The sequence below is a fragment of the Myxococcus sp. MxC21-1 genome, assembly GCF_032612255.1.
GTDB lineage: Bacteria > Myxococcota > Myxococcia > Myxococcales > Myxococcaceae > Myxococcus > Myxococcus virescens.
Map to the genome: position 1 here is coordinate 3,590,836 of NZ_CP123278.1, position 22,963 is coordinate 3,613,798.

18 protein-coding genes and 1 pseudogene are annotated in these 22,963 nt (G+C 68.7%); 7 read left to right on the plus strand and 12 right to left on the minus strand.

The features are described 5' to 3' along the window. Positions 1 to 10 precede the first annotated feature (10 nt). From QEG98_RS16585 to QEG98_RS16620, 8 genes and pseudogenes are all read right to left on the minus strand, one after another. Entirely contained in the window at positions 11 to 1,171 is a 1,161-nt protein-coding gene (locus QEG98_RS16585; protein WP_410478073.1) for a molybdopterin cofactor-binding domain-containing protein, read from the minus strand. Beyond that, positions 1,151 to 2,090: pseudogene (locus QEG98_RS41940) on the minus strand (molybdopterin cofactor-binding domain-containing protein); the annotation flags it as partial. The gene QEG98_RS16585 and the pseudogene QEG98_RS41940, both read right to left, overlap by 21 nt. 75 nt (positions 2,091 to 2,165) lie before the next feature. Next, the gene (gene xdhA, locus QEG98_RS16595) at positions 2,166 to 3,692 is read right to left on the minus strand and encodes a xanthine dehydrogenase small subunit (protein ID WP_316567353.1); all 1,527 of its coding nucleotides are present in this window, start codon (positions 3,690 to 3,692) and stop codon (positions 2,166 to 2,168) included. Continuing rightward, positions 3,689 to 4,468, minus strand: a complete 780-nt coding sequence (gene xdhC, locus QEG98_RS16600) for a xanthine dehydrogenase accessory protein XdhC (RefSeq protein ID WP_244172259.1) — start codon at positions 4,466 to 4,468, stop codon at positions 3,689 to 3,691. Before xdhC ends, xdhA begins: the two co-directional genes overlap by 4 nt. Positions 4,469 to 4,729: 261 nt before the next feature. Continuing rightward, on the minus strand, positions 4,730 to 5,317 hold the full coding sequence (locus QEG98_RS16605) for a hypothetical protein (protein ID WP_316567354.1): 588 nt from the start codon (positions 5,315 to 5,317) through the stop codon (positions 4,730 to 4,732). A 68-nt stretch (positions 5,318 to 5,385) separates the two neighbouring features. After that, positions 5,386 to 6,714: a DUF418 domain-containing protein gene (locus QEG98_RS16610; protein WP_316567355.1), complete on the minus strand. Its 1,329-nt coding sequence runs from the start codon at positions 6,712 to 6,714 to the stop codon at positions 5,386 to 5,388. Positions 6,715 to 6,839: 125 nt separating this feature from the next. Continuing rightward, on the minus strand, positions 6,840 to 7,472 hold the full coding sequence (nth, locus tag QEG98_RS16615; protein WP_141591980.1) for an endonuclease III: 633 nt from the start codon (positions 7,470 to 7,472) through the stop codon (positions 6,840 to 6,842). Between the two features lie 224 nt (positions 7,473 to 7,696). Beyond that, the gene (locus QEG98_RS16620; RefSeq protein ID WP_316567356.1) at positions 7,697 to 8,584 is read right to left on the minus strand and encodes a LysR family transcriptional regulator; all 888 of its coding nucleotides are present in this window, start codon (positions 8,582 to 8,584) and stop codon (positions 7,697 to 7,699) included. Between the two features lie 119 nt (positions 8,585 to 8,703). Between QEG98_RS16620 and QEG98_RS16625 the strand changes: the two genes are divergently transcribed. Next, positions 8,704 to 9,108 (plus strand): RidA family protein, encoded by a 405-nt coding sequence (locus QEG98_RS16625; protein ID WP_316567357.1) that lies wholly within the window; start codon positions 8,704 to 8,706, stop codon positions 9,106 to 9,108. A 155-nt stretch (positions 9,109 to 9,263) separates the two neighbouring features. Here the strand turns inward: QEG98_RS16625 and eutB are convergent, their stop codons facing one another. Then, on the minus strand, positions 9,264 to 11,588 hold the full coding sequence (gene eutB, locus QEG98_RS16630; protein WP_316567358.1) for an ethanolamine ammonia-lyase subunit EutB: 2,325 nt from the start codon (positions 11,586 to 11,588) through the stop codon (positions 9,264 to 9,266). Between the two features lie 249 nt (positions 11,589 to 11,837). Between eutB and QEG98_RS16635 the strand changes: the two genes are divergently transcribed. Then, positions 11,838 to 12,731 (plus strand): 1,4-dihydroxy-2-naphthoyl-CoA synthase, encoded by an 894-nt coding sequence (locus tag QEG98_RS16635; RefSeq protein ID WP_090494813.1) that lies wholly within the window; start codon positions 11,838 to 11,840, stop codon positions 12,729 to 12,731. A gap of 91 nt (positions 12,732 to 12,822) precedes the next feature. Next, positions 12,823 to 13,233 carry a hypothetical protein gene (locus tag QEG98_RS16640; RefSeq protein WP_316567359.1) on the plus strand — a complete coding sequence of 137 codons (411 nt, stop codon included), beginning with the start codon at positions 12,823 to 12,825 and terminating at the stop codon, positions 13,231 to 13,233. 16 nt (positions 13,234 to 13,249) lie between these two features. Here the strand turns inward: QEG98_RS16640 and trhA are convergent, their stop codons facing one another. Together trhA and QEG98_RS16650 are read right to left on the minus strand one after the other, a co-directional pair. Continuing rightward, positions 13,250 to 14,020 (minus strand): PAQR family membrane homeostasis protein TrhA, encoded by a 771-nt coding sequence (gene trhA / locus QEG98_RS16645; RefSeq protein ID WP_316567904.1) that lies wholly within the window; start codon positions 14,018 to 14,020, stop codon positions 13,250 to 13,252. Between the two features lie 103 nt (positions 14,021 to 14,123). Beyond that, positions 14,124 to 14,282: a VOC family protein gene (locus QEG98_RS16650; protein WP_316568097.1), complete on the minus strand. Its 159-nt coding sequence runs from the start codon at positions 14,280 to 14,282 to the stop codon at positions 14,124 to 14,126. A 14-nt stretch (positions 14,283 to 14,296) separates the two neighbouring features. Here QEG98_RS16650 and QEG98_RS16655 point away from each other — a divergent pair, with 14 nt between their 5' ends. The 4 genes from QEG98_RS16655 to QEG98_RS16670 all read left to right on the plus strand — a co-directional run bounded on the left by QEG98_RS16655 (position 14,297) and on the right by QEG98_RS16670 (position 21,300). Then, positions 14,297 to 15,295, plus strand: coding sequence for a hypothetical protein (locus tag QEG98_RS16655; protein WP_090494805.1), 999 nt, complete (start codon positions 14,297 to 14,299; stop codon positions 15,293 to 15,295). A 147-nt stretch (positions 15,296 to 15,442) separates the two neighbouring features. Further along, positions 15,443 to 18,754, plus strand: coding sequence for a C45 family autoproteolytic acyltransferase/hydolase (locus tag QEG98_RS16660; RefSeq protein ID WP_316567360.1), 3,312 nt, complete (start codon positions 15,443 to 15,445; stop codon positions 18,752 to 18,754). Between the two features lie 157 nt (positions 18,755 to 18,911). Further along, the gene (locus QEG98_RS16665; RefSeq protein WP_316567361.1) at positions 18,912 to 21,023 is read left to right on the plus strand and encodes a M13 family metallopeptidase; all 2,112 of its coding nucleotides are present in this window, start codon (positions 18,912 to 18,914) and stop codon (positions 21,021 to 21,023) included. Positions 21,024 to 21,075: 52 nt separating this feature from the next. Then, positions 21,076 to 21,300 carry a hypothetical protein gene (locus QEG98_RS16670; protein WP_090494796.1) on the plus strand — a complete coding sequence of 75 codons (225 nt, stop codon included), beginning with the start codon at positions 21,076 to 21,078 and terminating at the stop codon, positions 21,298 to 21,300. Between the two features lie 24 nt (positions 21,301 to 21,324). Here the strand turns inward: QEG98_RS16670 and QEG98_RS16675 are convergent, their stop codons facing one another. After that, positions 21,325 to 22,962, minus strand: coding sequence for a fumarate hydratase (locus QEG98_RS16675; RefSeq protein ID WP_167371214.1), 1,638 nt, complete (start codon positions 22,960 to 22,962; stop codon positions 21,325 to 21,327). Position 22,963 lies beyond the last annotated feature (1 nt).

Here is a 22,963-nt window from a genome sequence, read left to right on the forward strand (position 1 = left end):
GGCCACCGCCTCACGCAGGGCCTCGCGCGCGGACATGGCCAGCATCAGGGGGCTCGCCCACGGCCTTGCTGCCGTGGATGGTGTTGTGCTGGTGCGCCCGCTCCAGCAGCCGCACCCGGAAGTCGATGGGCGCGTCGCTGAAGGCCGGCACCGCGTAGGTGCTGGCGGAGTGCGTGAGCAGCCGGCCATTCGCGTCCCAGCGAAGCTCCTCGCCGGTGAGCCAGCCCAGGCCCTGGACGAAGCCGCCTTCAATCTGCCCACGGTCCACGGCGGGGTTGAGCGAATCGCCCACGTCCTCCAGCAGGTCCACGCGCAGCACGCGCTTGACGCCCGTGTGGCCGTCCACCTCCACCTCGCACACCGCCGCGCCGTAGGCGAAGTAGAGGAAGGGGCGTCCGCGGCCCTTGGCCTTGTCGTAGCCGATGCCCGGCGTCTGGTAGTAGCCCGTCGAGGACAGGCTCACCCGGGACAGGTACGCCGCCTCCACTACGTCCGCGAAGGGCAGGGAGAGCTCGGGCTCACCGCGCAGGCCCACCTTGCCGTCGCTGAACAGCAGGGCGTCCGGCGTCACGCTTCGCCCGTGCCGGTCTGACAGCAGGCGCATGGCCACCGGGGCCAGCCGCTCCCGCAGGGTGACGCAGGCCACCCGCATGGCGGCGCCGTTCAGGTCGGAGCCGCTGGAGGCCGCGGTGGCGGAGGTGTTGGGCACCTTGTCCGTCGCCGTCTTCGCCATCCGCACGGCGTCCGCCGTGACGCCCAGCTCGCGCATGACCACGCCCAGCACCTTGGTGTGCAGGCCCTGGCCCATCTCCGTGCCGCCGTGGGACACCATGACCGAGCCGTCCCGGTACACGTGCACCAACGCGCCGGCCTGATTGAGGAAGGTGGCGGTGAAGGAGATGCCGAACTTCATCGGGGTGATGGCCAGGCCCCGCTTGATGAAGGGGGACTGGGCGTTGAACGCCGCCACGTCGCGTTGCCGGCGCTCGAACTCAGACGACTTCTTGAGCTCCTCCCAGACGCGGAGGATTCGCTCGTCCTCCAGCTCCTGGCCGTAGTGCGTGGTGTTCGTCTCCCCGGTGCCGCGGTAGAGGTTGCGCTCGCGGACCTCGTCCGCCGGTAGCCCCACGGCCCGGGCCACGCGGGCCAGGACCTCCTCCGTCACCAGCATGCCCTGCGGACCCCCGAAGCCGCGGAAGGCGGTGTTGGAGACGAGGTGGGTTTTCGCCACCTGCCCGGAGTACGCCAGCGCCGGCACGTAGTACGCGTTGTCCAGGTGGAACAGCGCGCGGTCCAGGATGGACTCGGACAGGTCCAGGGACCAGCCACCGTTGGATACCAGCTGGACGCGCAGGGCCAGCAGCCGTCCCTGGTCGTCGAAGCCCACCTCGTAGGCGGCATGGAACGGGTGGCGCTTGCCCGTCACCGCCATGTCCACGTCGCGGTCCAGCATCCACCGCACCGAGCGCCCCGTGTGCCACGCGGCCAGCGCGACGAACGCGGCGGGCGCGTTGCCCTGCGTCTCCTTGCCGCCGAAGCCGCCGCCCATGCGGGGACTGCACCACCACGCGGCTACGCGGCAGGTGCAGCACGTGGGAGATGATGGCCTGCACCTCGGACGGGTGCTGGGTGGAGGACACGACGGTGATGTCGCCGTCGTCACCGCGCTCGGCGAAGGCGGCCTGCGTCTCCAGGTAGAAATGCTCCTGCCCGCCAATGGTCAGCGTGCCCGACAGGTGGTGGGGGCTGCTGTCCAGCGCGGCGTCCACGTCGCCCCGGCGGATGACGTGCGGCTCGGTGTGGTAGCTGCTCCGCGCCATGGCGTCCTCCACCGTGAGGATGGCGGGCAGGGGCTCGTACTCCACCTCCACGGCGCGGGCGCCCGCGCGGCAGGCCTCCACGGACTCGCCCACGACCAGCGCGACAATCTGCCCGTGGAAGAGCACCTCGCGGTCCGCCAGCAGCGGCTCGTCGTGGCGGATGGGGCCGGTGTCGTTCATGCCGGGGATGTCCTCGGCCATGAGCACCTTCACCACGCCGGGCACCTTGCGCGCCGCGGTGGGATCTCTTGAGGATGCGGGCGTGCGCATGGGGCGAGCACACCGGCCAGACCTCCAGCATGGGCCGCTTCTGCGCCATGTCGTCCACGTACCGCGCGCTGCCCGTCACGTGACCCAGCGCGCTCTCGTGCCGCAGCGCGCGTCCCGCGTCCGCGGGGCCTGGACCTCACCCGCGTCGAAGCCCGGCGCGGCGTCCAGGGCCGGGCTGTGCGAGCCGGAGAAGAACTTCTCCAGCAGGCCCGCCACCAGTCCTCGCCGGTACTCCGCGCTGCCGCGCAGGTCGCTGATGGGCGTGATTTCTTCCGCGAGCACGGGCAGCACGTGCGCCAACGTCTCGGCCGTCCAGGGCTGCCCGGTGAGCACCGCCTCCGCGCGGCGCGCACGCACCGGCGTGGCCGCGACGCCGCCGTAGCCCAGGCGCGCCAGCTTCACCACGCCGCCCGCGTCCAGCTCCACGCGGAAGCCCGCGGCGACGATGCTGATGTCCAGCTCGCGCCGCTTGGACACCTTGAAGGAGTCGGAGAGCCGCCGGCCGCCCTCGGGCACGGCGGCGTGGGGGATGAGGATGTGGCGGACGACCTCGTCCGGTTGGAGCGCCGTCTTCCGGTAGGCGAGGAAGAAGTCGGACAACGCCACCGTGCGCTCGCCCCGCACCGAGCCCAGGACGAGCGAGGCATCCAGGGCGAGCAACACCGGCGCCATGTCGCCAATGGGCGACGCGGTCACCAGGTTGCCCGCCAGCGTGGCGCGCTGGCGAATCTGCCGGGAGGCGAAGACGTTGAGCATCTTCGTCACCTCGGGCAGCTCGTCACCCAGGGCCTCTTCCAGCGCCACCAGTGAGGCCGCGCCGCCCACGTACCAGCCATCCTCCCCACGGCGGACCGCGCGCAGGGACTCCACGCCCTCGGTGGAGATGAGGAAGGGGTAGCGGCGGGACTTCTTGGTGATGTCCACGCCCAATTCAGTGGCGCCCGCCACCAGGTGGGCCTCCGGGTGCTTCGCGCGCAGGTCGAGCAACGCCTCCCACGACGTGGGACGCAGGAAGGTCTGTCCACCGGCCTCGTAGCGCAGCGGGGACAGGGGCTCGGCGGGACCTCCGAGCGGCGCGGAGGGGATCGCCGTGGCGGGCGCCGGTCCTTCGTCGCGCCGGGCCAGCGCCTCCATCATCGCGTCGCGAATGGGGCGGTAGCCGGTGCAGCGACAGAGGTTGCCACAGAGCTGGTCCGCCACGGCTGACGGGGTACAGACGTCCTTGCGGGAGTACGCCTCCGCCATGGAGACGATGAAGCCCGGCGTGCAGAAGCCACACTGCGAACCGTAGTGCTTCACCATGGCCTGCTGCACCGGGTGGGGCTTCTCGCAGCTGCCCACGCCTTCCACCGTCACCAGCTCACGGCCGGCCACCATGGGCACCAGGGCGATGCAGGCGTTGAAGGCGCGCAGGCACCGGTTGCCCTGGGCGTCCCGGTCCACCAGGGCCACGGTGCACGCGCCGCAGTCGCCCTCGGCGCAGCCCTGCTTGGTGCCGGTGAGACCGCGGGCACGCAGGAAGTCGAGCAGCGTGGTGTTGGGGGAGACGCCATCGACGCGGACCGTCGCGCCATTGAGCTGGAACTCGAACATAGTGCTCATTCTCCTGACGAGCCCCCGCGCAGGCGGGGCGGCTCCGAGGGCGGGGCCTCGGCGGTAGTTTCGGTGTCTGCGCCCTGGTGATGGAGCTGAAGGAGTCCGGCGGCGATGCTCACCGCGACTTCCTGGGGCGACTTGCCGCCAATCTCCAGCCCGATGGGGCAGCGCACGCGGGCCAGCTGCGCCGCCGTCGCGCCCCGGGCCTCCAGGCGCTGACGGAAGCGGGCCCACTTGGTGTTGCTTCCAATGAGGCCCACGTAGCGCGCGGGCTTCTCCAAGGCGAAGGCGATGATGTCCTGGTCCAGGTCATGCCGGTGCGTCATCACCGCGATGTACGTGCGGCGCGCGTCCCAGACGGCGCGCGAGGCGAAGACGTCCCACGGCTCCTCGTGGCGGATGACCGAGGCGGGGATGCGCTCGCCGTGGACCCACTCGGGGCGCTCGTCGACGAGGTGGACCTGGAAGGGGGTGCCGTCCAACGTGCGGCACAGGGCCTGACCCACGTGGCCGGCGCCGAAGAGGTACAGGCGCGGGCCGTGGTTCACCGGCTCCATGAAGACGTCCACCACGCCGCCACAGCATTGGCCGAGCTTCGAGCCCAGCGGATACCGGTGCGCACGGGGTTCCCCTTTCTCCAGGCAGGCGCGGGCGTCCGCGAGGACGAGCTGCTCCAGGTGGCCACCGCCCACGGTGCCGTGGAACGTCCCGTCCGCGCGGACGAGCAGCTTCGCGCCAGGCTTGGCGGGGGTACTTCCCTGACACACCGTCACGGTCGCCACGGTGAACGGAACATCGTCCCGCGACCACTCCGCCAGCTGGCGGATCCAATCCCACATTGTCCGGCAGAGTCTGCCACAGGCCGGGCCGCTCACGTCACGTCCATGAAACGGAGTCCGGCTCAAAACGCGTAGCGTACCTGGCAGTAGTGCAGGGGGCGGGCCCGCATTTCCTTGAATTCAGCGACCAGGCGGCCCTTGAGTCCGGTGCGGTAGCGCACGTTGTGGCTTTCGCCCGCTGTTGTGCGGCGACGGGGAACGTGCTCACTGCTCGCGCAGGGAGAAACTCCAGGCCGTCTCACGCTGCAGGTAGGGATTCTCAGACTTGAGCTCCGCGACATGCGTCCCGGACGATGGGGCTGTGAAGGTCTGGTTCCCCGTTTCCCTCTCGTACGCCAGGGCGACCTGCGCGCCAAGGGGATCAAGGAGCCGGATGGTCGTTCTGCTGCCGCGCACGACGTAGGTCCGGCCCGCCTCCAACTCGAAGGAAAGGACGTCCACGTCCGAGCCCAACTCGAAGACGCCGGCCGCGTTCACGGGAACGACCTGCGGTGTGGCGTGTTCGGCGTCGTCGCCGTGGTCATCGGTGCTTGCCTGGTCCAACTTGAACGTGAAGTCGTAGGGAATGGACCTCGAGCTGACGATGAACGTGACGAGCCCCGAAGCCGGCGTATGGACGTGCCACAAGCCGTCCTCGATATTCATCATGTAGAGGGGGGCGCCGGAAGTGCGCGTCGTCAGCATACATGCCCGGGTGCAGGACAGCCGGTAGAACACATCCGGGTCGAGCGGAACCGAGATGGCGTCCAGGTCCGTCTCCTTGTGGATGAGTCCGGTGACGGTTTCCCCCATGTCAGCGAGGGTGGCCGTTTGGGGGGTAGCGCCATGGTCATCCGTTTGACGTCGCCAGGTCCAGCCCGTCACGCCGTCAGGGGGGCGGGCGCGTCGGACGCGGCGCGCCGCATGGGCTGAGCCTTCCCGTACGTCAAAGAGCGCCACGCCCACTCCACCGGGCCGAAGCGGAAGCGTGACAGCCACAGGTGGCTCCACAGCACCTGGACGCAGAAGACGCCCACGCAGATGACGACACACGCGAAGGGGCCCTGCTTGCCCACCTGTCCCAGGCCATAGCCATAGAAGATGAGCAGGCTGATGACCGTCTGCGACAGGTAGTTCGTCAGCGCCATGCGTCCCGCGGGCGCGAGCAGTCCCAGCGCTCGCTGCCAGGTGGCGCGCTGGAAGAGCAGGGTGATGCCCGCCAGATACACGCCCGCGAGCCCCACCTGTGCCAGGTTGCGCAGCGGCGCCAGCACCAGGGGCAGCCACACGGGCATCGTCTCCGGCGTGAGCACCTTCTTCTGCATGAGCACCGTCACCACCACGCCGGGCACGGAGCCCACCACCGCGGCCACCAGCCCCCAGCCGAGCAGGCGGCGAAAGAAACCCAGGTGCGAGGGGACGTCCTGGAAGATGCGGCGCCGTCCCGCCCACAGCCCGAGCGCGAAGCGGCCCAGACAGGTCAGCAGCCCGGCCAGCATCATCGTGAAGAACTCATCGCGGTAGAACCCGGCGCTGGTCTTCGTTACGTCCCACCAGCTTCCCCCAGTGATGGCCGTCAGCATCCGCGCGTGGATGGCGGAGGTCTTCTCGCGGGCCGCGGCCATGACCGCGGCACCGGCCTCGGGTGAGGCCGCCAGGAGCTGCGGCAGCCGCCAGAGGAGGTTCATGAGCAGTGGCCACACCAGGACGAGCACCGCCGCGATGATGAGCAGCGTCCGCTCCGAACGCCGCCGCAGGAGCAGCAGGCAGAAGCCCATCAGCGCATAGGAGGAAAGGATGTCGCCGTACCAGAGCAGGAACAGGTGCAGGACACCCACCACCAGCAAGACTGTCAGCCGCCTCGCGTAGAGCGGGACGAAGCCGCCACCTCGCGCCTCGGCCCGGCCGAGCTGCACCGCGAAACCCAGGCCGAAGAGGAAGGCGAAGAGGGTGATGAACTTCCCGGAGACCAGCACCTCGAAGGCATACCGGGTGATGGTGTCCACGAGCGAGGCATTGGCGATGGACGCCTCGAATTGTTCCCGGGACAGGAACACCCTGCCGCTGAACCACATCTGCACGTTGGAGACGAGAATGCCAAAGAGCGCGAAGCCACGCAGCGCGTCGATCAACTCCAGGCGCTCACCTGCCTCGACCGGACGGGCTTCGGTGTGCGGTGCGGAGGCAGCGGAGGAAGGGGCGGTGGGCATGATGGCTGAACAACGTCATACCGCCACCTCGATTGCGAATTCCTCTGTTATTGATGCGCGTCTTTTCGCGTCCCAGAAGCGTACGCGAAAAGACATTCATATCCCACAGGCGGGCAGGGATTCGGTTACACACCGATACGCGGGCACACATCCTTCACGATGCAGTCGTCGCATTTCGGCTTCTTTGCGGTGCAGGTGTAACGCCCATGGAGGACGGTGGCGGGGCCGAAGAAGGTCCACTGCTCCTGGGGCACCAGCTTCATCAGGTCTTCTTCAATCGCCTCGGGTTTGTCTTTCTTCGTCAGGCCCAGGCGCTGGCTGACGCGCGCCACGTGGGTGTCGACGATGATGCCGGAGGGGAGATTGAAGGCGGTGTTGAGGACGACGTTGGCCGTCTTCCGCGCCACGCCCGGGAGCGTCACCAGTTCGTCGATGGTGCGGGGGACCTCTCCGCCGAACTTGTCGAGGAGCGCGCGGCTCATGGCCTGCACGGACTTCGTCTTCTGCTTGAAGAAGCCGGTGGGTTTGAGGTCCTCCTCCAGCGCGGCGGTGTCCGCGTCGGCGAAGGCCTGTGGACCCGGGTACTTGGGGAAGACAGTGGCGGTGACGCGGTTGACGCGCTCGTCGGTGCACTGCGCGGCCAGGATGGTGGCGACGAGCAGCTCGAAAGGCGTGGACCAGTTGAGTTCGTAGCGCGCATCCGGATGGGCTTCCCGGAGGCGCTCGAGGAAGAGGGCGGCTTTCTCGGCGGGATTCATGGTGGCGTGAGTGACCACCACCCTACTCGGAGCGTCTGACATGCGCCACGAGCGTTTGGGCGCTGCCCAGCAGAGCCGGGCAAGGCTCGCGAATTGGCGGCAGGCAATTCGGTCTCCTGCCGCATTCGCAAATCTCAGCACGCTCGGCACTTCTCGCGCCCCGGGCGCTTGGAGGTCCTCCGCCCCACGGATACCTGAGACACCGCGGGATGCGACGTCGCGCGCTATTGCTCGACCAACAGGTCGATGAAGCGCCGCACCTTGGCTGGCAGGTGACGTTTGCTCGGGTAGAACGCCATGATCCGGACGACCTCCGTCTCGCATGACGGCAGCAGCGCCTTGAGACGTCCACGCGCCATGTCTTCGTCGACCAGAAAGCTGGGAAGAAAAGCGATGCCCAGTCCCGCGACAGCCGCGTCCCGGATGGCCTCTCCGCTGTCGAGCCGTAGGCGGCTTCGACCCTCCACCGTCACATAGGAGCCACCCTTCGGGCGCAGTCGCCAACGCTGTCGTCGCGCGCGGCTACTGAAGAGCAGGCAATCATGCGTCGCGAGCTCCTCCAATGTCTGGGGTTCGCCGCGCGCGGCCAGGTACGAGGGGGCGGCGCAGACGAACACCCGATGTTGCGCCACGAGCCGGGACACCAGTCGTGTATCGGTGCTGGTGACATTGATGCGCACGGCCAGGTCGTATCCCTCCTCGATGATGTCCGCGACGCGATCGGTGAAGCTCACCTCCACCTGCACGTCGGGCCAGGTCTGCAGATACTTCTTCAGCACGGGCAGGACATGCAGTCTGCCGAATGCGTCGGGCACGGTGAGTCGCAAGACGCCCCGGGGCGTGCCCGTGTGATCTCCGACGCTGGCTTCTGCTTCATCCAAAGCCGCCAGGACTTGTTGGCAATGCTCATGGAAGACACGGCCATCGTCGGTGAGACTCAGGTGGCGTGTCGTGCGATTGAGCAGACGCACCCCCAGGCGGGATTCCAGCCGGGCCAGGGCCTTGCCAGCCGCCGAGCGCGTCAGCCCGATGGCCCGGCCACCGCTGACGAAACTGCCCGCGTCCACGACGGCCATGAAGGCGAAGATCTCATCCAGATGGGCGCGTTTCATGGCGACCTCTCGATTGTAGCCCTCCCGTCGCTGGAGTGGGGAACGCCGTTCGTCAGTGGGCTCGGTATACGCGTCCGGCAATCGCTCCGTTCCTCAACCTCACCCATGGGAGAGCACCCGTGCCTGTCACCCTGATGAACCCCGAAGGAATGATGAAGCCTGACGTGTACCGACAGGTGGCGGTCGCCACCGGCAGCAGGCAGGTGCACATCGCAGGGCAGGTCGCGTACGACGCGGAGGGGCGGCTCGTCGCACGAGGAGACCTGGCTGGGCAGGTCGCGCAGGCCTACCGCAACGTCGCCATCGCTCTCGCGGCGGCCGGGGCGACGTTCAACGACGTCGTTCGGCTGACGATCTACGTGGTCGACTGGAAGCACGAGCGGATGCCGGACTTCCTGGCCGGCATCGAGCAGGTCTCCAAGGAGTTGAACATCGTGCCGGCGCCAGCCTCGCTGATTGGCGTCGCCGTGCTCTTCGAGCCGGGCGTCCTCGTCGAGATTGAAGCCACGGCGGTCGTGGACTGACCCACGCAGTCCCCGCATCGGGCGTCCCACGGTCGATGACGCGGCGGGCGCTCGATGGCGGGACTGCATCCACGACTGGCGGGGCACGACGCGACGGTCAATGGCTCGCGGCCGATGAGGGTGGCCATTGCCCGGGGCGTCGTCGCCTCCGGAGGTCACCCGCCCCGGGGCGCCAGTTGCTGAAGCAGCCGCACTGTCTCCGGCGCCGCCAGTGAGGGCGCATACGCCGTGAGCGCGACCCCGGACACCACGCGGGTGATGTTGTGGTCCACCTTGCCGGGCTGGGACCAGACGGCTCCGGGAGGCGCGGTGATGTACGCGGAGAAGGTGTGGTGGCCGGTGCCGGGCCGTTCGCCAATGACGTGGATGAGGCCCCGGTGCCGGGCCGCGTCCTCCAGGCCCGCGTACAGCGCTTCGCCCACGCGGTACCCCGCGCGCACGCGACCGGACGTGAGCACCAGATGCTCTGGAGCAGGCTGGTACCCCGCGGCAATCAGCGCCGCGCGCAGTGTCTCCAGATAGGGCGCGAGCTGTCCCTCGTCCATGATGGCCAGCGCGTTGAGCCCGTCGGACACCATCAACTGCACGTCATACCGTCCCGCATGGCGTGCCCTCATCGCGCGCACCGCCTCCAGGGACGCGGCGTCGAGCTGCTCGCCCGTCTCCGGGTGGAGGATGTACTCCGTCCGGTCTTGCGACTTCGACACCAGCCGCACGCCCTCTGGAACGGCGGTGATGAAGGCGGGCGTCAGCTCCGTCCACAGGCTCTTCTTCGAGTCCGCGTAGACCCGGCGCAACTCCGCGTCCAGCGCGGGCTCCAGGTCCCACGGGTGCGTGCCGTGCCCACGCGCCATGGACACGCCGCGCGCACGAATCGCCGACAGTTGCTGCTCCGCGTCCGCCCGGATGTCCGCCTCCGGCCGGCTGTCGCCCTTCGCGCGCAGGTACTGGAGATAGACCCAGACCGGGTCACCGAAGTGGCGAGTGGGCTTGCCCTCCGCGTCGATGACGCCCAGGCGCTGGAAGAAGGCCCACATCCGGTCATCCACCTTGTAGCCGAACTGCTCGCGGATGCGGACGTGGTCCTGGAACCCGGTGGTGAGGTAGCCCAGCATCGGGTCGTTCTTCGTGGGCAGCGCCATGAGGTACGCCGGATTCGCCGGCATGATGCGCTCGATGCACCAGTCCAGGTCGTCCAGTGACACGTCCATGTGCAGCGTGGAGCAGATGTCCAGGCCAATGGTGAGCCCGTGCAGCTTGCCCATCGCGATGTCTTCCAGGCAGCAGCGCACCAGCTGCTCACGGGTGCGGAACACCTCCGGCCCGATGAAGCCCGCGACGTCGTTGAGGTGCACCCATGGCGCCGCGCCCTGCCGCGCCCGGGACACACGTTGGGACAGGGCCCTCGCGAAGCCGTACTTGCGCGACTCGTGGAGGACCATGTCGTAGCCGTGGCCATGGCCGTTGGTGAAGTCCGCGCCCTGGCCCGTCTCGAAGTAGAGCCCGAAAGGCCCGGTGCGCCCGTCCGCGTAGGCGAGCATCTTCTCCACGGAGATGTCGAAGGTCGCGTTGGCGCTGTCGCTGCCAGCGATGCTCTGGAACCAGACGCCCGTGGTGCCGGGCTGCCGCCGCTCCACCTCCGCCTGCACGTCGATATGGGACAGCACGCAGTGGGGCAGTACGTCCGTCAGTCCGAAGGTCACCAGCACCTCGAGCAGGGCGGACTCGATGGCGGCCACGGACTCCGGCGTGGAGGACACCGGGTTGCATCCCAGCACCACGTCACCCACCGCGTATGAGAAGCCGTCGAACACCTGCCAGCGGATGTCGTCCACGTTGTCGGTGGGCGAGTTGGGCTGGATGCGCGCCCCCATGTAGCCCCGCGCGCCCACCTTGCTGCCTGGTAGCGGGTTGAACACCTTGCTTCCCAGCGCGATAAGCTCCGCGTCACTCATCAGCTTGACGACGCAGCCAATGGCATCACTGCCCAGCCCGGGGCCGATGGCATGAATGGCCGCCTCGTCGGACTCCAGCAGGAACTTCCTCAGCCGTCCCAACGTCCAGTCCGCCGTCAGCGCCGCCGCCTGCGAGTCCTCGGCCTCCAGGCTCAGTGCGTACAACGCATCCTGGTGCAAAGGGTGTCGCCGCACGTCCGCCAGCCGCGTGTGCCCCAAGAGCCTGCGCGCATTCGCACGCGAGTTCTCATCCGCGGCGGCGACGCCCACGAGCGCGTCGCCCTCCTTGAAGGTGTTGGCCGCGCCCAGCACCTGCTTGTAGAGCGTGTCGTCGAAGCCGCCCCGGAGCCGCTGGACGTAGCCGAAGACGTCCTCGCCCGACTTCACGTCTGGGATGTAGACGCCTTCCGGCGTGGGGGTGGACGTCGGTTTTCTCCGGCAGCCCAGAAGGGAGGCGGCTGCGCCTCCCGCCATCGCGGTCAGCACTGCGCGTCGGTGCAGCAGGAACCTCGGGTCCAGGTGCATGGTTCTCCCTCGCTCAGGACGTGCATGGCGGAAGGGAACACCCCTCTTCCCGCCGCGCACAAGCAGGGCCCGGGTGCTGCCGCGTGTCGCTGTAGGGCACCCGACGGAGCGCTCAGGCCAGGGTCTGAGCACTTCCGCGAGGTTCGGACAGATGGCGCCCATGCGGGCTGCGCGCGCATCCCTGGACGGGCGCTGCCGCTGCGCCTAGGGTCCGCGCGCATCCACTTCTCTCCCCCGAGTGAGAACACCATGGTCTCGGACATCTTCAATCCGGCGCGCTGGAAGGCCGTCGAGGGCTTCAAGTTCAAAGACATCACCTTCCACCGCGCGGTGGACCAGGGCACGGTCCGCATCGCGTTCAACCGCCCGGAGGTCCGCAACGCCTTCCGGCCCCGCACCGTGGATGAGCTGTCCCGCGCGCTGGAGGCCACGCGCTTCATGACGGACGTGGGGTGCGTGCTCATCACGGGCAACGGGCCGTCGCCCAAGGATGGCGGCTGGGCCTTCTGCTCCGGTGGTGACCAGCGCATCCGCGGCAAGGACGGCTACCAGTACGAGGGCGAGGAGGGTGAGTCCGACCCCGCGCGCCTGGGCCGCCTCCACATCCTGGAGGTCCAGCGGCAGATTCGCTTCCTGCCCAAGGCCGTCATCGCCGTGGTGCCGGGCTGGGCCGTGGGTGGCGGGCACAGCCTTCACGTCGTCTGTGACATGACCATCGCCAGCAAGGAGCACGCGGTGTTCAAGCAGACGGACGCGGACGTGGCGTCGTTCGACGCCGGCTACGGTTCGGCGCTGCTGGCGCGGCAGATTGGTCAGAAGCGGGCGCGGGAGATCTTCTTCGTGGGCGCCAACTACTCGGCGGAGGAGGCCTTCCAGATGGGCATGGTCAACGCCGTGGTGCCCCATGCGCAGCTGGAGGAGTTCGCGCTGGAGTGGGCTGCGGAGATCAACACGAAGAGCCCCACGGCCATCAAGATGTTGAAGTACGCGTTCAACCTGCCCGACGACGGACTGGTGGGCCAGCAGCTCTTCGCGGGCGAGGCCACGCGCCTGGCCTACGGCACCGACGAGGCGCAGGAAGGCCGCGACGCCTTCGTCCAGAAGCGCAAGCGCGACTTCAAGCGCTTCCCCTGGTCGTACTGAAGCCGCGGACGCCGAGGCGGCGCGGACGCCCTGGGAATACCCATCCAGGGTGATGGTCGGTGGAAGGGGCCTCGTGTTCTAGGCCTCTTCCATGCCGAAGACGAACCTCTCCGCGTCCCTCCTCATCGTGCTCGCGAGCCTGGCGCTGGGCTGCTCCTGCGGCGCCACGGGCGCTGTCAACCGCCGCGAAGCCTCCACGCCCGCCACGACGTGTCTCGACACCATCTCGTGTTGCCTCCAGCGTCATCCGGCGCAACCTGAGTTGTGCGGTCTCTCGGCCTCGGAAGCCGTCGTGTACCTGGCGGAAATCCAGGCCGTGGCGAAGGAGCGCGAGGCGAGCCGGGACGACGGTGCGAAGGCGGGATGGAAGCGGCGCTGCGTGGACACCCATGCCCGGTGCAAGGACGCGGGGCGGGGGCGGTGGGCGGGAGACTGCTACGCCTGTTTCGTCCGCTGCGAGCGCGAGCGGGAATGGCCCTACGACCGCTGCCACCGGCGATAGCGCCGACACGCCGGCATCAGGCGCCGCCCACGATGTCCAGGATGACGGCGTAGTGCACGCCCGCCGCGGCCACGACGAGCAGGTGGAAGATTTCGTGGTAGCCGAAGACGGTGGGAATCGGGTCGGGCCAGCGGCGCGCATAGACGACCGCGCCCACGGCGTAGAGCACCCCGCCCAGCACGAGCCACGCGACGCGCCCGGAGCCAATCACCTCGGGGAGCCGCAGCATCACCGGCGTGGCCACGGCGCCCAGGGCGACGTAGAGCGCGGAGCGCAGCCCTCGCGAGGTGTGCACGCCCAGGAGCGTGAGGCCCGCGCCGGTCAGCGCGGCGATCCACATCAACCAGAGCAGGTACAGGCTGGTGTCACCCGTGGTGTCCAGCGTGGCCATGGGCGTGAATGAGCCCGCGATGAGGATGTAGATGGCCGCGTGGTCGAAGCGCTGGATGCGCCGGTACGCGTCCATGCCCCAGGTGAAGCGGTGGTAGGTGGCGCTCACGCCGAACATCAGCACCAGGCTGCCACCGAACACGAGGTCGGCCAGGTACTGGGGGCCGCGCACTGGCATCAGCGCCAGTTGGATGCACCCGAGCAGCGCCGCCACGAAGGCCACGGCGTGGGAGACACCTCGGAGCCGGGGCTTGACGCTCTCGATGAGGAGCAGGGTGTCGGTGCCATCTGGAGACGCCATGACCTGCTCGTAATCATCGCAGGTCACCCTCGCGTCAGCGCGCGGGACATCCCGTCCAGCTTCTGACGCCCGGAGCGCCCGAGCGTCCAGCGGAATACGGCCGCGGGTGCGAACCGGAAGACACCACCGCCGGTTCGCAGCCAGGCAGACGCCCCGCGTCAGAACGCCGGCTTCATCACCACGGACTCCGCCGAGCGCGTCACCGGGCCATGGAACACGGCCTCGATGGGTCCCGCGCCTGGAAGGCCAGGGGCACGCCCAACACGTCCAGCACCGCGCGATAGAATCGCTTGCTGGCATCGAGGTCCTGGACGCGCAGATGGACGTGATCGAACAGCCGGCCCTTGTGGAACTCCATGTGGCTCCTTCACGGTGATATGGCGCACGGACGTCGAGCGGTGCGCGGGGAGGCGCGAGGCTGACATGAAACCTCACATGCTGACCTTCTTTTGCGAGTTGGAGGCGGAGCCACTGCGTGAGCTATTCGCCACTCCTGGCGTCGTGGAGGACCTGGCGGCGCTGGAGGCCGGGGTGAGCCTGGGCCTGCTCGACCTGGGGCCGGAGCGGGCCCAGGTGGTCCAGCGGCTGAACCGGATGGGGATTCCCGTCACGGCGTGGCTGCTGCTGCCCACCGACGAGGGCTACTGGTTTCATGCGGGCAACGTGGCGCAGGCCACGGCGCGCTACGAGGCCTTCCAGGCCTGGACGGCCGAGCACCACCTGGCGTGGGAGGGCGTGGGGCTGGACATCGAGCCGGACATCCGCGAGCTACGGCGATGGATGGAAGGCGGGTGGCGGCAGTTGGGCGAAATCCTGCCCAGGCTCGTGCAGGGGCGCCGCGTCCGGGACGCGAGGGCAGGGTACGCGCGGCTGATGGAGCGCATCCGCGCGGACGGCTACCGGGTGGATGCCTACCAGTTCCCCATCATCGTGGACGAGCGGGAGTCGCGCTCCACGCTGGTGCAGCGGCTGGCGGGGGTGCTCGACCTGCCGGCGGACCGTGAGGTCCTCATGCTCTACACCAGCTTCCTGCGGCCCCATGGGCCCTCCGTGCTCTGGAGCTACGGGCCCGGAAGTCAGTCCCTGGCGGTGGGCATCACCGGCGGGGGCGTGGAGCTCCCCGGCGCCTTCGCCGCGAAGCCCCTGGATTGGACGGAGTTCTCGCGTGACCTGCGTCTGGCGGTGCGCTGGACGCATGACCTCCACGTCTTCAGCCTGGAGGGCTGCGTCCAACAGGGCTTCCTGAACCGGCTCCGCACCTTCGATTGGGATGCGCCCGTCACCCCGCCAGCGACCGCGGCGCGCCGCGTGGACGCCGTGCGGCGCGCGGCCCGGCTGCTGCTCCGCACGAGCGCCTGGGTCCTTCGCTGAGGGACGGACGGGCGGACAGCGCGGTAGCCGCCGTGCGTCATCGCCGTGTCGTGGAGTATCGCGATTGACGCTCGGGGAGGGCGGGGGTGTCATGCGCCCCGGCCACCTCTACCCGTCGCCCGGTGTCCCTTCCGGGCTGGGAGCCTCATGTCCTCCTTTCGCATGACGTCCAAGCTGCTTGGCGCGCTGCTGCTGTCCGCGAGCACGCTTCACGCGGCACCCTCCTGGGCCGCCGCGCCCGCCTCCACGCCCGTCGCCGTGCCCAACGGGAACTTCGAGATTGCGGGCGGCTCCGGCTCGCTCCCCGCCTTCTGGAAGTCTCGAGGGCAGGGGAAGGCATCCGGCAGCGCCGCGGCGAAGGTGGAGGGCGCTCGGGGCCTGGCCATCGAGAACCCGGTGGGCGGCGCCGAGACAACGGTGGAGTCCGAGGCGATGAAGCTCCATGTGGGCCAGCTCTATCGGCTCAGCGCCTGGGTGCGCACGCGAGGCGTCCAGACGGACCCGCAGGCGCGCTACCCCACGGCGCACGGCGCCTGCCTGTCGATGAAGAGCTTCCCCTTCACCAACTGCTCACCCGCGCCCGCAGCGGAAGCGGGAGGCCGCGCGTCGGTGCTCTTCTTCGCCACCCAGTCCTCGGACCGGGTGCAGCTCCACCTGGGCCGCAACGGCAAGGCCACGGGCACCGCCTGGTTCGACGACGTCCGCATCGAGAAGGTGGACGACATCACCGCCTACATTCCGCTGGAGTCGGTGCGCTGGGCCGGCAAGGGCTTCCGCTATGACGAGGGCGGGTGGATCTACGTCCACATCGAGGGCGAGCCCTACGAGCGGGGCCACCAGTTCGGCCAGTTGGTGCCTCAGGAAATCGTCCGCTACATGGAGAAGCTCGGCATCGAGAAGGACAAGACGGACGCCTCCAAGGGGTGGAACCACCAGCGGCTGCTCGCGGACGCGCTCTTCCTGCGCAAGTACGACGCGGAGTTCCTGGAGGAGATGAAGGGCATCGCGGACGGCGCCAACAAGGCGGGCGCGAAGTTCAAGGACCGCGAGCTGGACCTGCTGGACATCGTCACGCTCAACTCCGCCGTGGACGCGGGGCAGCTCGCCGAGGCGAATCGGGCCACGGGCACGCCGCTCACCGGCCGCACCTTCCTCAAGGCGGAGGAGGACGCGGAGCGGGCGGGGAAGGGGGACCACTGCTCCTCCTTCGTGGCCACCAAGTCCGCCACCCCGGATGGCCGCGCCATCATGGGACAGATTTTCATGTGGGGCGGCTACACGGGCGTGCACTGGGACGTGGTGCTGGACGTGAAGCCCACCAAGGGCCACCGCTTCGTGATGCAGACCTTCCCGGGTGGCATCCACAGCGGCTCGGACTGGTACGTCAATGCCGCCGGCATCGTCATTGGCGAGACGACGGTGGGTCAGTCGCCGTTCGACATGAATGGCACGCCCCAGAGCAACCGCATCCGCAAGGCCGCGCAGTACGCGTCGTCCATCGACGACGTCGCCCGCATCATGAAGGACGGCAACAACGGCCTCTATACCAACGACTGGACGTTGGCGGACACGAAGACGGACGAGGGCGCGTGCCTGCTGCTGGGGACGAAGAAGACTCGCCTGTGGCGCACCGGCGGCAAGGGGCAGGCCGGGGACACGCCGGGCAATCTCAAGGACTTCATCTGGGCCAACAACAACAACCGGGATTTGGAGGTGCGCAAGGAGTACGTGCCCAACCCGGACAACGCTCCGGTGGACCTGTCCTTCAACACCTGGAACCGCGACATCGCCTTCTGGGAGTACTACGCGAAGTACGGCAAGAAGGGCTTCGACCTGGACACCGCCATCCGGATGATGGCCTCCAGCCCCATCAACCGGCCCCACGCGTGTGATGGCAAGGTCACCACGTCGGAGATGGCCCAGAAGCTGATGTTCCTGGCCCACTACGGCAAGACGACGCTGCGCGAGAAGATGGTGGGCGGCCGGTGGATTCCCGACCTGCCCGGCGCCACGCCGCACCTGTCGCTGGGCTACACGGCCTTCAGCCCCGTCTTCGTCGCGGAGAAGCTGGGGGCCGCGCGCAAGGGGTGGACGCCTCCCGCGGAGCCGGCCGCCCTCAAGCGCGACGTGTCGAAGGTGAAGGACGCGTTCGTCTTCGGCAGGCCCTTGCTGTGGGCCAACACCGTGTTTCCCGCGACGGACGGAGAGAACTGGCTGGTCAGCGGCACCGCCGCGTATTGGAAGCTGCTCAAGGACCTGCCGGCGGACGGAGACACGTCCGACAAGGCCTTCGAGTACCAGCGCAACGCACTGGCAGACCTCAACGCGCGCTACCTCTTCACCACCTCGCGCGAGGCGGACGTGGTGCCGGCCTCCGCGAAGACGGACTACGGCCGCTACGGCACCTACATGCTGCCGCGCATCAAGGGCACCTTCCTGCTGCACCAGCTCCGGTTGCTGCTGGGCAACGCCCACTTCTCCAAGGCGATGAACGCCCTGCATGGCCGCTACGCCAACAAGAACGTCACCACCGCGGACTTCAAGCGCGCGGTGCTGGAGGCCACCGGCAGGGACGTGGGCCTCTTCGTGTCGCAGTGGGTGGAGCAGACCGGACTGCCGCAGCCGCGCATCCGAGCCAGCGCCGCGCAGGTGAAGGACGGCTACGAGGTGACGCTGAAGGTGGAGCAGCCCGGCTCGCGCCCCTGGCACTTCGTTGCGATGGTGGAGGTGCGCACCGCGAAGGGCGCCACGCTGGAGCGCGTGGAGGTGAAGGGCCTCAACGAGACGTTCACCTTCCGCACGGCGGAGCCGCCCGTCCGCGTGGTGTTCAACGCCGGCAATGACATCCCGGTGCCGCGCGAGCACCACCAGACGCTGTCGAACCAGCTCGACGCCTGGGAGAAGCTGCTCCTGGTGCACGGCACAGCGCGCCAGACGGAGTCCATGCGCACGCTGGCGCTGGGCTACCGGGAGGTGCTGGCGGACGCGTTCGTGGAGTACCTGATGCCCATCAAGCCGGACGCCGAGGTGACGGACGCGGAGCTGGCGGACCGGGACCTGGTCCTCTTCGGCGGCGCGGAGGACAACGCGCTGCTGGCGCGGCTGGCGGCCGAGAAGAAGCTCCCCGTGGAGCTGGGGCGGCGCTACTTCCGCTGGCAGGGCAAGACGTACGGCCGCCCGGATGATGGCCTGGCCGTCGCGCTGCCGAACCCGTGGAACCCGAAGCGGTCGATGTACCTGTTCGTGTCCAACAGTGGACTTCAGCTCTGGCACATGACGCGCGCCTACCAGCGCGGCCTGCCGGGCTGGGCCCTGTACCGGGGCGCCGAGGTGAGCGCCAAGGGCTTCCACGACGTGGACGCACTGGCCCAGGACGTCGCGGTGACGCCCGTCGCCCCGCCCGCCGCGCCAGCGCCCACGCCTGTACCGGCGCCGGTGCTGGGCCAGCCGCAGCGTTAGCGCACGCTGCGAGGGGCCCCACCGCGCGAAAGGTGCGGGTGGGGCCCGCTCCATGGAATAGGGGACGGGCCCGGGTGTTTTTCCTGCCTGCCCGGAGGGACGACGACCCTCCGCGTCTGGCAGCATTCGCCGCCCCTCACTTCCTCACGGAGCCGCATTGAGCCCCCTGAAGACCTTCTCCCGCCGTGCCTGGGCCCGCAGCGCCTTGGGCACCCTGCTCCTCACCGGTTGTGCCACCACGCAGCAGCCGGCCCCCTCCGATGATGCGCCTCCTCCGGCCGTGCCCGCCGCCCAGGCCGCTTCCGCGGAAGCCGTCCGTTCGCTGGGCGTGGAGCTGAAGCACCTGGACCGCGATGTCCGGCCGCAGGACGACTTCTACGCCTTCGTCAACGGCAACTGGCTGAAGACGACGTCCATTCCGGCGGACCGCGCGCGCTACGGTACCTTCATCGAGCTGGCGGACAAGGCCGAGCTGGCCATGCGCGCCATCATCGAGGAGTCCGCCGCGGCGAAGGAGCGCCACCCCGGCTCCACCGCGCAGAAGGTGGGGGACCTCTACAACAGCTTCATGGACACCCAGCACATCGAGTCGCTGGGCCTGAAGCCGGTGAGTGACGAGCTGGCGCGCGTGAAGGCCGTGAAGCGCGCGGACGCGCTGCCGGAGCTGTTCGCGTCGCTGCTGCGCGAAGGCGTGCCGGTGCCGTTCGGCATCTTCGTGGGCCAGGACCAGAAGCAGGCCACGCGTTACATCGTCTACGCCACGCAGCTGGGCCTGGGCCTGCCGGACCGGGACTACTACACCAAGCAGGAGCCGCGCTTCGTCGAGGTCCGCGCCGCGTACGTGGCCTACATCGAGAAGCTGCTCACGCTGGCCGGTGAGAAGAACGCGAAGAAGGCCGCCCAGGACGTGATGGCGTTCGAGACGGCGCTGGCCGCGAAGCAGTGGGACCGGGCACGCAACCGCGACCGGGAGAAGACGTACAACCCCAAGACGGTCGCGGAGCTGGACGCGCTGACGCCGGGCTTCTCCTGGGGCCGCTTCCTCAAGGCGTCCGGTGCGGAGGCCACGCCCTCCGTCATCGTCCGTCAGCCGGACTACCTGGAGGCCCTGGGCGGGTTGCTGAAGTCCACGCCGCTGCCGGTCATCAAGCAGTACCTGGCGCTGAAGGTGCTGGACACCCGCGCGCCGCTGCTCAGCAGCGCCTTCGAGCAGGCGCACTTCGAGTTCCGCGGCAAGACGCTCCAGGGCCTGGAGGAGAACCGGCCGCGTTGGAAGCGCGGCGTGGCCCAGGTGAACGAGGTCGTCGGCGAGGCCGTGGGCCAGCTCTACGTGGAGCGCCACTTCAGCCCCGACTCCAAGAAGCGCATGCAGGAGCTGGTGGCCAACCTGCGCGAGGCCTTCCGCAAGGGCATCGACGGACTGGACTGGATGAGCCCCGCCACCAAGGCGCAGGCCCAGGCCAAGCTGGAGAAGTTCGGCGTGAAGATTGGCTACCCGGACAAGTGGCGGGATTACTCGTCGTTGGACATCGTCGTCGGTGATTTGGTGGGCAACGTCCGTCGGGGCGAGCTGTTCGATCACCAGCGCGCGGTGGGCAAGCTGGGCAAGCCCATCGACCGCGAGGAGTGGGGCATGACGCCGCAGACGGTGAATGCCTACTACAGCTCCACGATGAACGAGATTGTCTTCCCGGCCGCCATCCTCCAGCCGCCGTTCTTCAATCCGGAGGCGGACGACGCGACGAACTACGGTGCCATCGGCGGCGTCATCGGCCACGAGTTCAGCCACGGCTTCGACGACCAGGGCAGCCGCTCCGACGGCGACGGCAACCTGCGTGACTGGTGGACGCCCGAGGACAAGTCGGGCTTCGAGCAGCGCACCAACATGCTGGTGAATCAGTACAACGGCTTCAGCCCGCTGGAGGCCATGAACGTCAACGGCAAGCTCACGCTGGGGGAGAACATCGGCGACCTGAGCGGCCTCACCGTGGCGTACCAGGCCTACAAGCTGTCCACCCAGGGCAAGACGCCGCCCGTCATCGACGGCTTCTCCGGCGACCAGCGCTTCTTCCTGGGCTGGGGGCAGATCTGGCGGGGCGTGTACCGGGACGATGCCATGCGGCAGATGCTGCTGACCGACACCCACTCGCCGCCGCGGTACCGCGTCAACGGCGTGGTGCGGAACATGCCGGAGTTCTACGAGGCCTTCGGCGTGAAGGAGGGGGACGCCACCTGGCTGCCGCCCGAGCAGCGCGTCAAGATCTGGTAGCCCCGCGGTACGGTCCGGTGGACAGCGGCCACGGGCTGTCTAGGCTGGAGGCGTGAACGCTCTCGCCGTCCGGCTCGTCTGTGGCCTGCTGTTCTCCGTGTTGGTGTTGGGGGCCATCGTGAAGCCCCCTGACAACTTCAGTCAGGGGCTGGGAATGCTGCTCCCTGCCACCATGCTGTTGGGCGTGGCCCTCAAGGGGCCGCGGCGCTCCATCATCCCGAAGCGCCGCGCCTCCGCCACGGCGGCTCCCAAGGACGGGGAGCCGCCTCGGCCCTGAACGTCAAGGGCGGGTGGCTCCCGTTCAGGCCTTCTTCGCCGCCGACGGCTTGTTGATGTTGGCGAAGAAGTCGTTGCCCTTGTCGTCCACGACGATGAAGGCCGGGAAGTCCACCACTTCAATCTTCCAGACGGCTTCCATGCCCAGCTCGGCGTACTCGAGCACCTCCACCTTGGTGATGCAGTCCTTGGCCAGCCGCGCCGCCGGGCCGCCGATGGAGCCCAGATAGAAGCCACCGTGCTTCTTGCAGGCCTCGGTGACGGCGGGGGAGCGGTTGCCCTTGGCCAGCATCACGAAGCTGCCGCCCGCGGCCTGGAACTGGTCCACATACGCGTCCATGCGGCCGGCCGTCGTCGGGCCGAAGGAGCCCGAGGCATAGCCTTCCGGCGTCTTCGCCGGGCCCGCGTAGTAGACCATGTAGTCCTTGAGGTACTGGGGCATGCCGTTGCCGGCGTCCAGCACCTCCTTGATCTTCGCGTGGGCGATGTCGCGCGCCACCACCAGGGGGCCGCTGAGCGACAGGCGCGTCTTGATGGGGTAGCGCGACAGCTCTGCGCGAATCTCGCTCATGGGGCGGTTGAGGTCGATCTTCACCACCTCGCCGCCCAGCTCCCCGTCCGTCGTCTCCGGCAGGTACTTCGCCGGGTCGGCCTCCAACTGCTCCAGGAAGATGCCGTCCCGGGTGATCTTCCCCAGGATCTGCCGGTCCGCCGAGCACGACACCGCGATGGCCACCGGGCAGGACGCGCCGTGGCGGGGCAGGCGGATGACGCGCACGTCGTGGCAGAAGTACTTGCCGCCGAACTGCGCGCCAATGCCGGTGCGCTGCGTGAGCTTGAGGATCTCCTGCTCCAGAGCCACGTCGCGGAAGCCGCGGCCGAGCTTGTTGCCCTCGGTGGGGAGCGAATCCAGGTAGCGCGCGGAGGCGTACTTGGCCGTCTTCAGCGCGTATTCGGCGGAGGTGCCGCCAATGACGATGGCCAGGTGGTACGGCGGACAGGCCGCGGTGCCCAGCGAGCGGATCTTCGCGTCCACGAAGTTCAGGAGGCTCTGCGGGTTGAGCAGCGCCTTCGTCTCCTGGAACAGGTAGCTCTTGTTGGCGGAGCCGCCGCCCTTCGCCATGAAGAGGAACTTGTAGGCGTCACCGTCCGTCGCGTAGAGCTCGATCTGCGCGGGCAGGTTGTTGCCGGTGTTGACCTCCTTGTACATGTCCAGCGGCGCCATCTGCGAGTAGCGCAGGTTCGACGTCTGGTACGTCTCGAACACGCCGCGGGAGATGGCCTCCTCGTCATTGCCGCCGGTGATGACGTACTGGCCCTTCTTGCCCATGACGATGGCGGTGCCCGTGTCCTGGCAGGAGGGCAGCACGCCGCCGGCCGCGATGTTGGCGTTCTTCAGCAGCTCCAGCGCCACGAAGCGGTCGTTGGACGACGCCTCGGGGTCCTCAAGGATGTGGGAGAGCTGCTTCAGGTGCCCGGGGCGCAGCAGGTGCGCGATGTCGCGCATGGCCTCGCGGGTGAGCAGGGTGAGCGCCTCGGGCGCGACCTGGAGGAAGGTGCGTCCGCCGGCTTCGAAGGTGGAGACGTGGTCCTTGGAGAGCAGCCGGTATGGTGTCTCGTCCTTGCCCAGCGGCAGCATGTCCTGGAACTGGAAGTCGGTCATA

What these genes read in the sequence shown, in the direction of transcription:
- QEG98_RS16585 (WP_410478073.1), bottom strand. Translation starts at nt 1,171, where the DNA reads ATGCTGGTGACGGAGGAGGTCCTGGCCCGCGTGGCCCGGGCCGTGGGG.
- xdhA (WP_316567353.1), bottom strand. Translation starts at nt 3,692, where the DNA reads ATGAGCACTATGTTCGAGTTCCAGCTCAATGGCGCGACGGTCCGCGTC.
- QEG98_RS16605 (WP_316567354.1), bottom strand. Translation starts at nt 5,317, where the DNA reads ATGGGGGAAACCGTCACCGGACTCATCCACAAGGAGACGGACCTGGAC.
- QEG98_RS16610 (WP_316567355.1), bottom strand. Translation starts at nt 6,714, where the DNA reads ATGCCCACCGCCCCTTCCTCCGCTGCCTCCGCACCGCACACCGAAGCC.
- nth (WP_141591980.1), bottom strand. Translation starts at nt 7,472, where the DNA reads ATGAATCCCGCCGAGAAAGCCGCCCTCTTCCTCGAGCGCCTCCGGGAA.
- QEG98_RS16620 (WP_316567356.1), bottom strand. Translation starts at nt 8,584, where the DNA reads ATGAAACGCGCCCATCTGGATGAGATCTTCGCCTTCATGGCCGTCGTG.
- eutB (WP_316567358.1), bottom strand. Translation starts at nt 11,588, where the DNA reads ATGCACCTGGACCCGAGGTTCCTGCTGCACCGACGCGCAGTGCTGACC.
- QEG98_RS16635 (WP_090494813.1), top strand. Translation starts at nt 11,838, where the DNA reads ATGGTCTCGGACATCTTCAATCCGGCGCGCTGGAAGGCCGTCGAGGGC.
- QEG98_RS16640 (WP_316567359.1), top strand. Translation starts at nt 12,823, where the DNA reads ATGCCGAAGACGAACCTCTCCGCGTCCCTCCTCATCGTGCTCGCGAGC.
- QEG98_RS16650 (WP_316568097.1), bottom strand. Translation starts at nt 14,282, where the DNA reads ATGGAGTTCCACAAGGGCCGGCTGTTCGATCACGTCCATCTGCGCGTC.
- QEG98_RS16660 (WP_316567360.1), top strand. Translation starts at nt 15,443, where the DNA reads ATGTCCTCCTTTCGCATGACGTCCAAGCTGCTTGGCGCGCTGCTGCTG.
- QEG98_RS16675 (WP_167371214.1), bottom strand. Translation starts at nt 22,962, where the DNA reads ATGACCGACTTCCAGTTCCAGGACATGCTGCCGCTGGGCAAGGACGAG.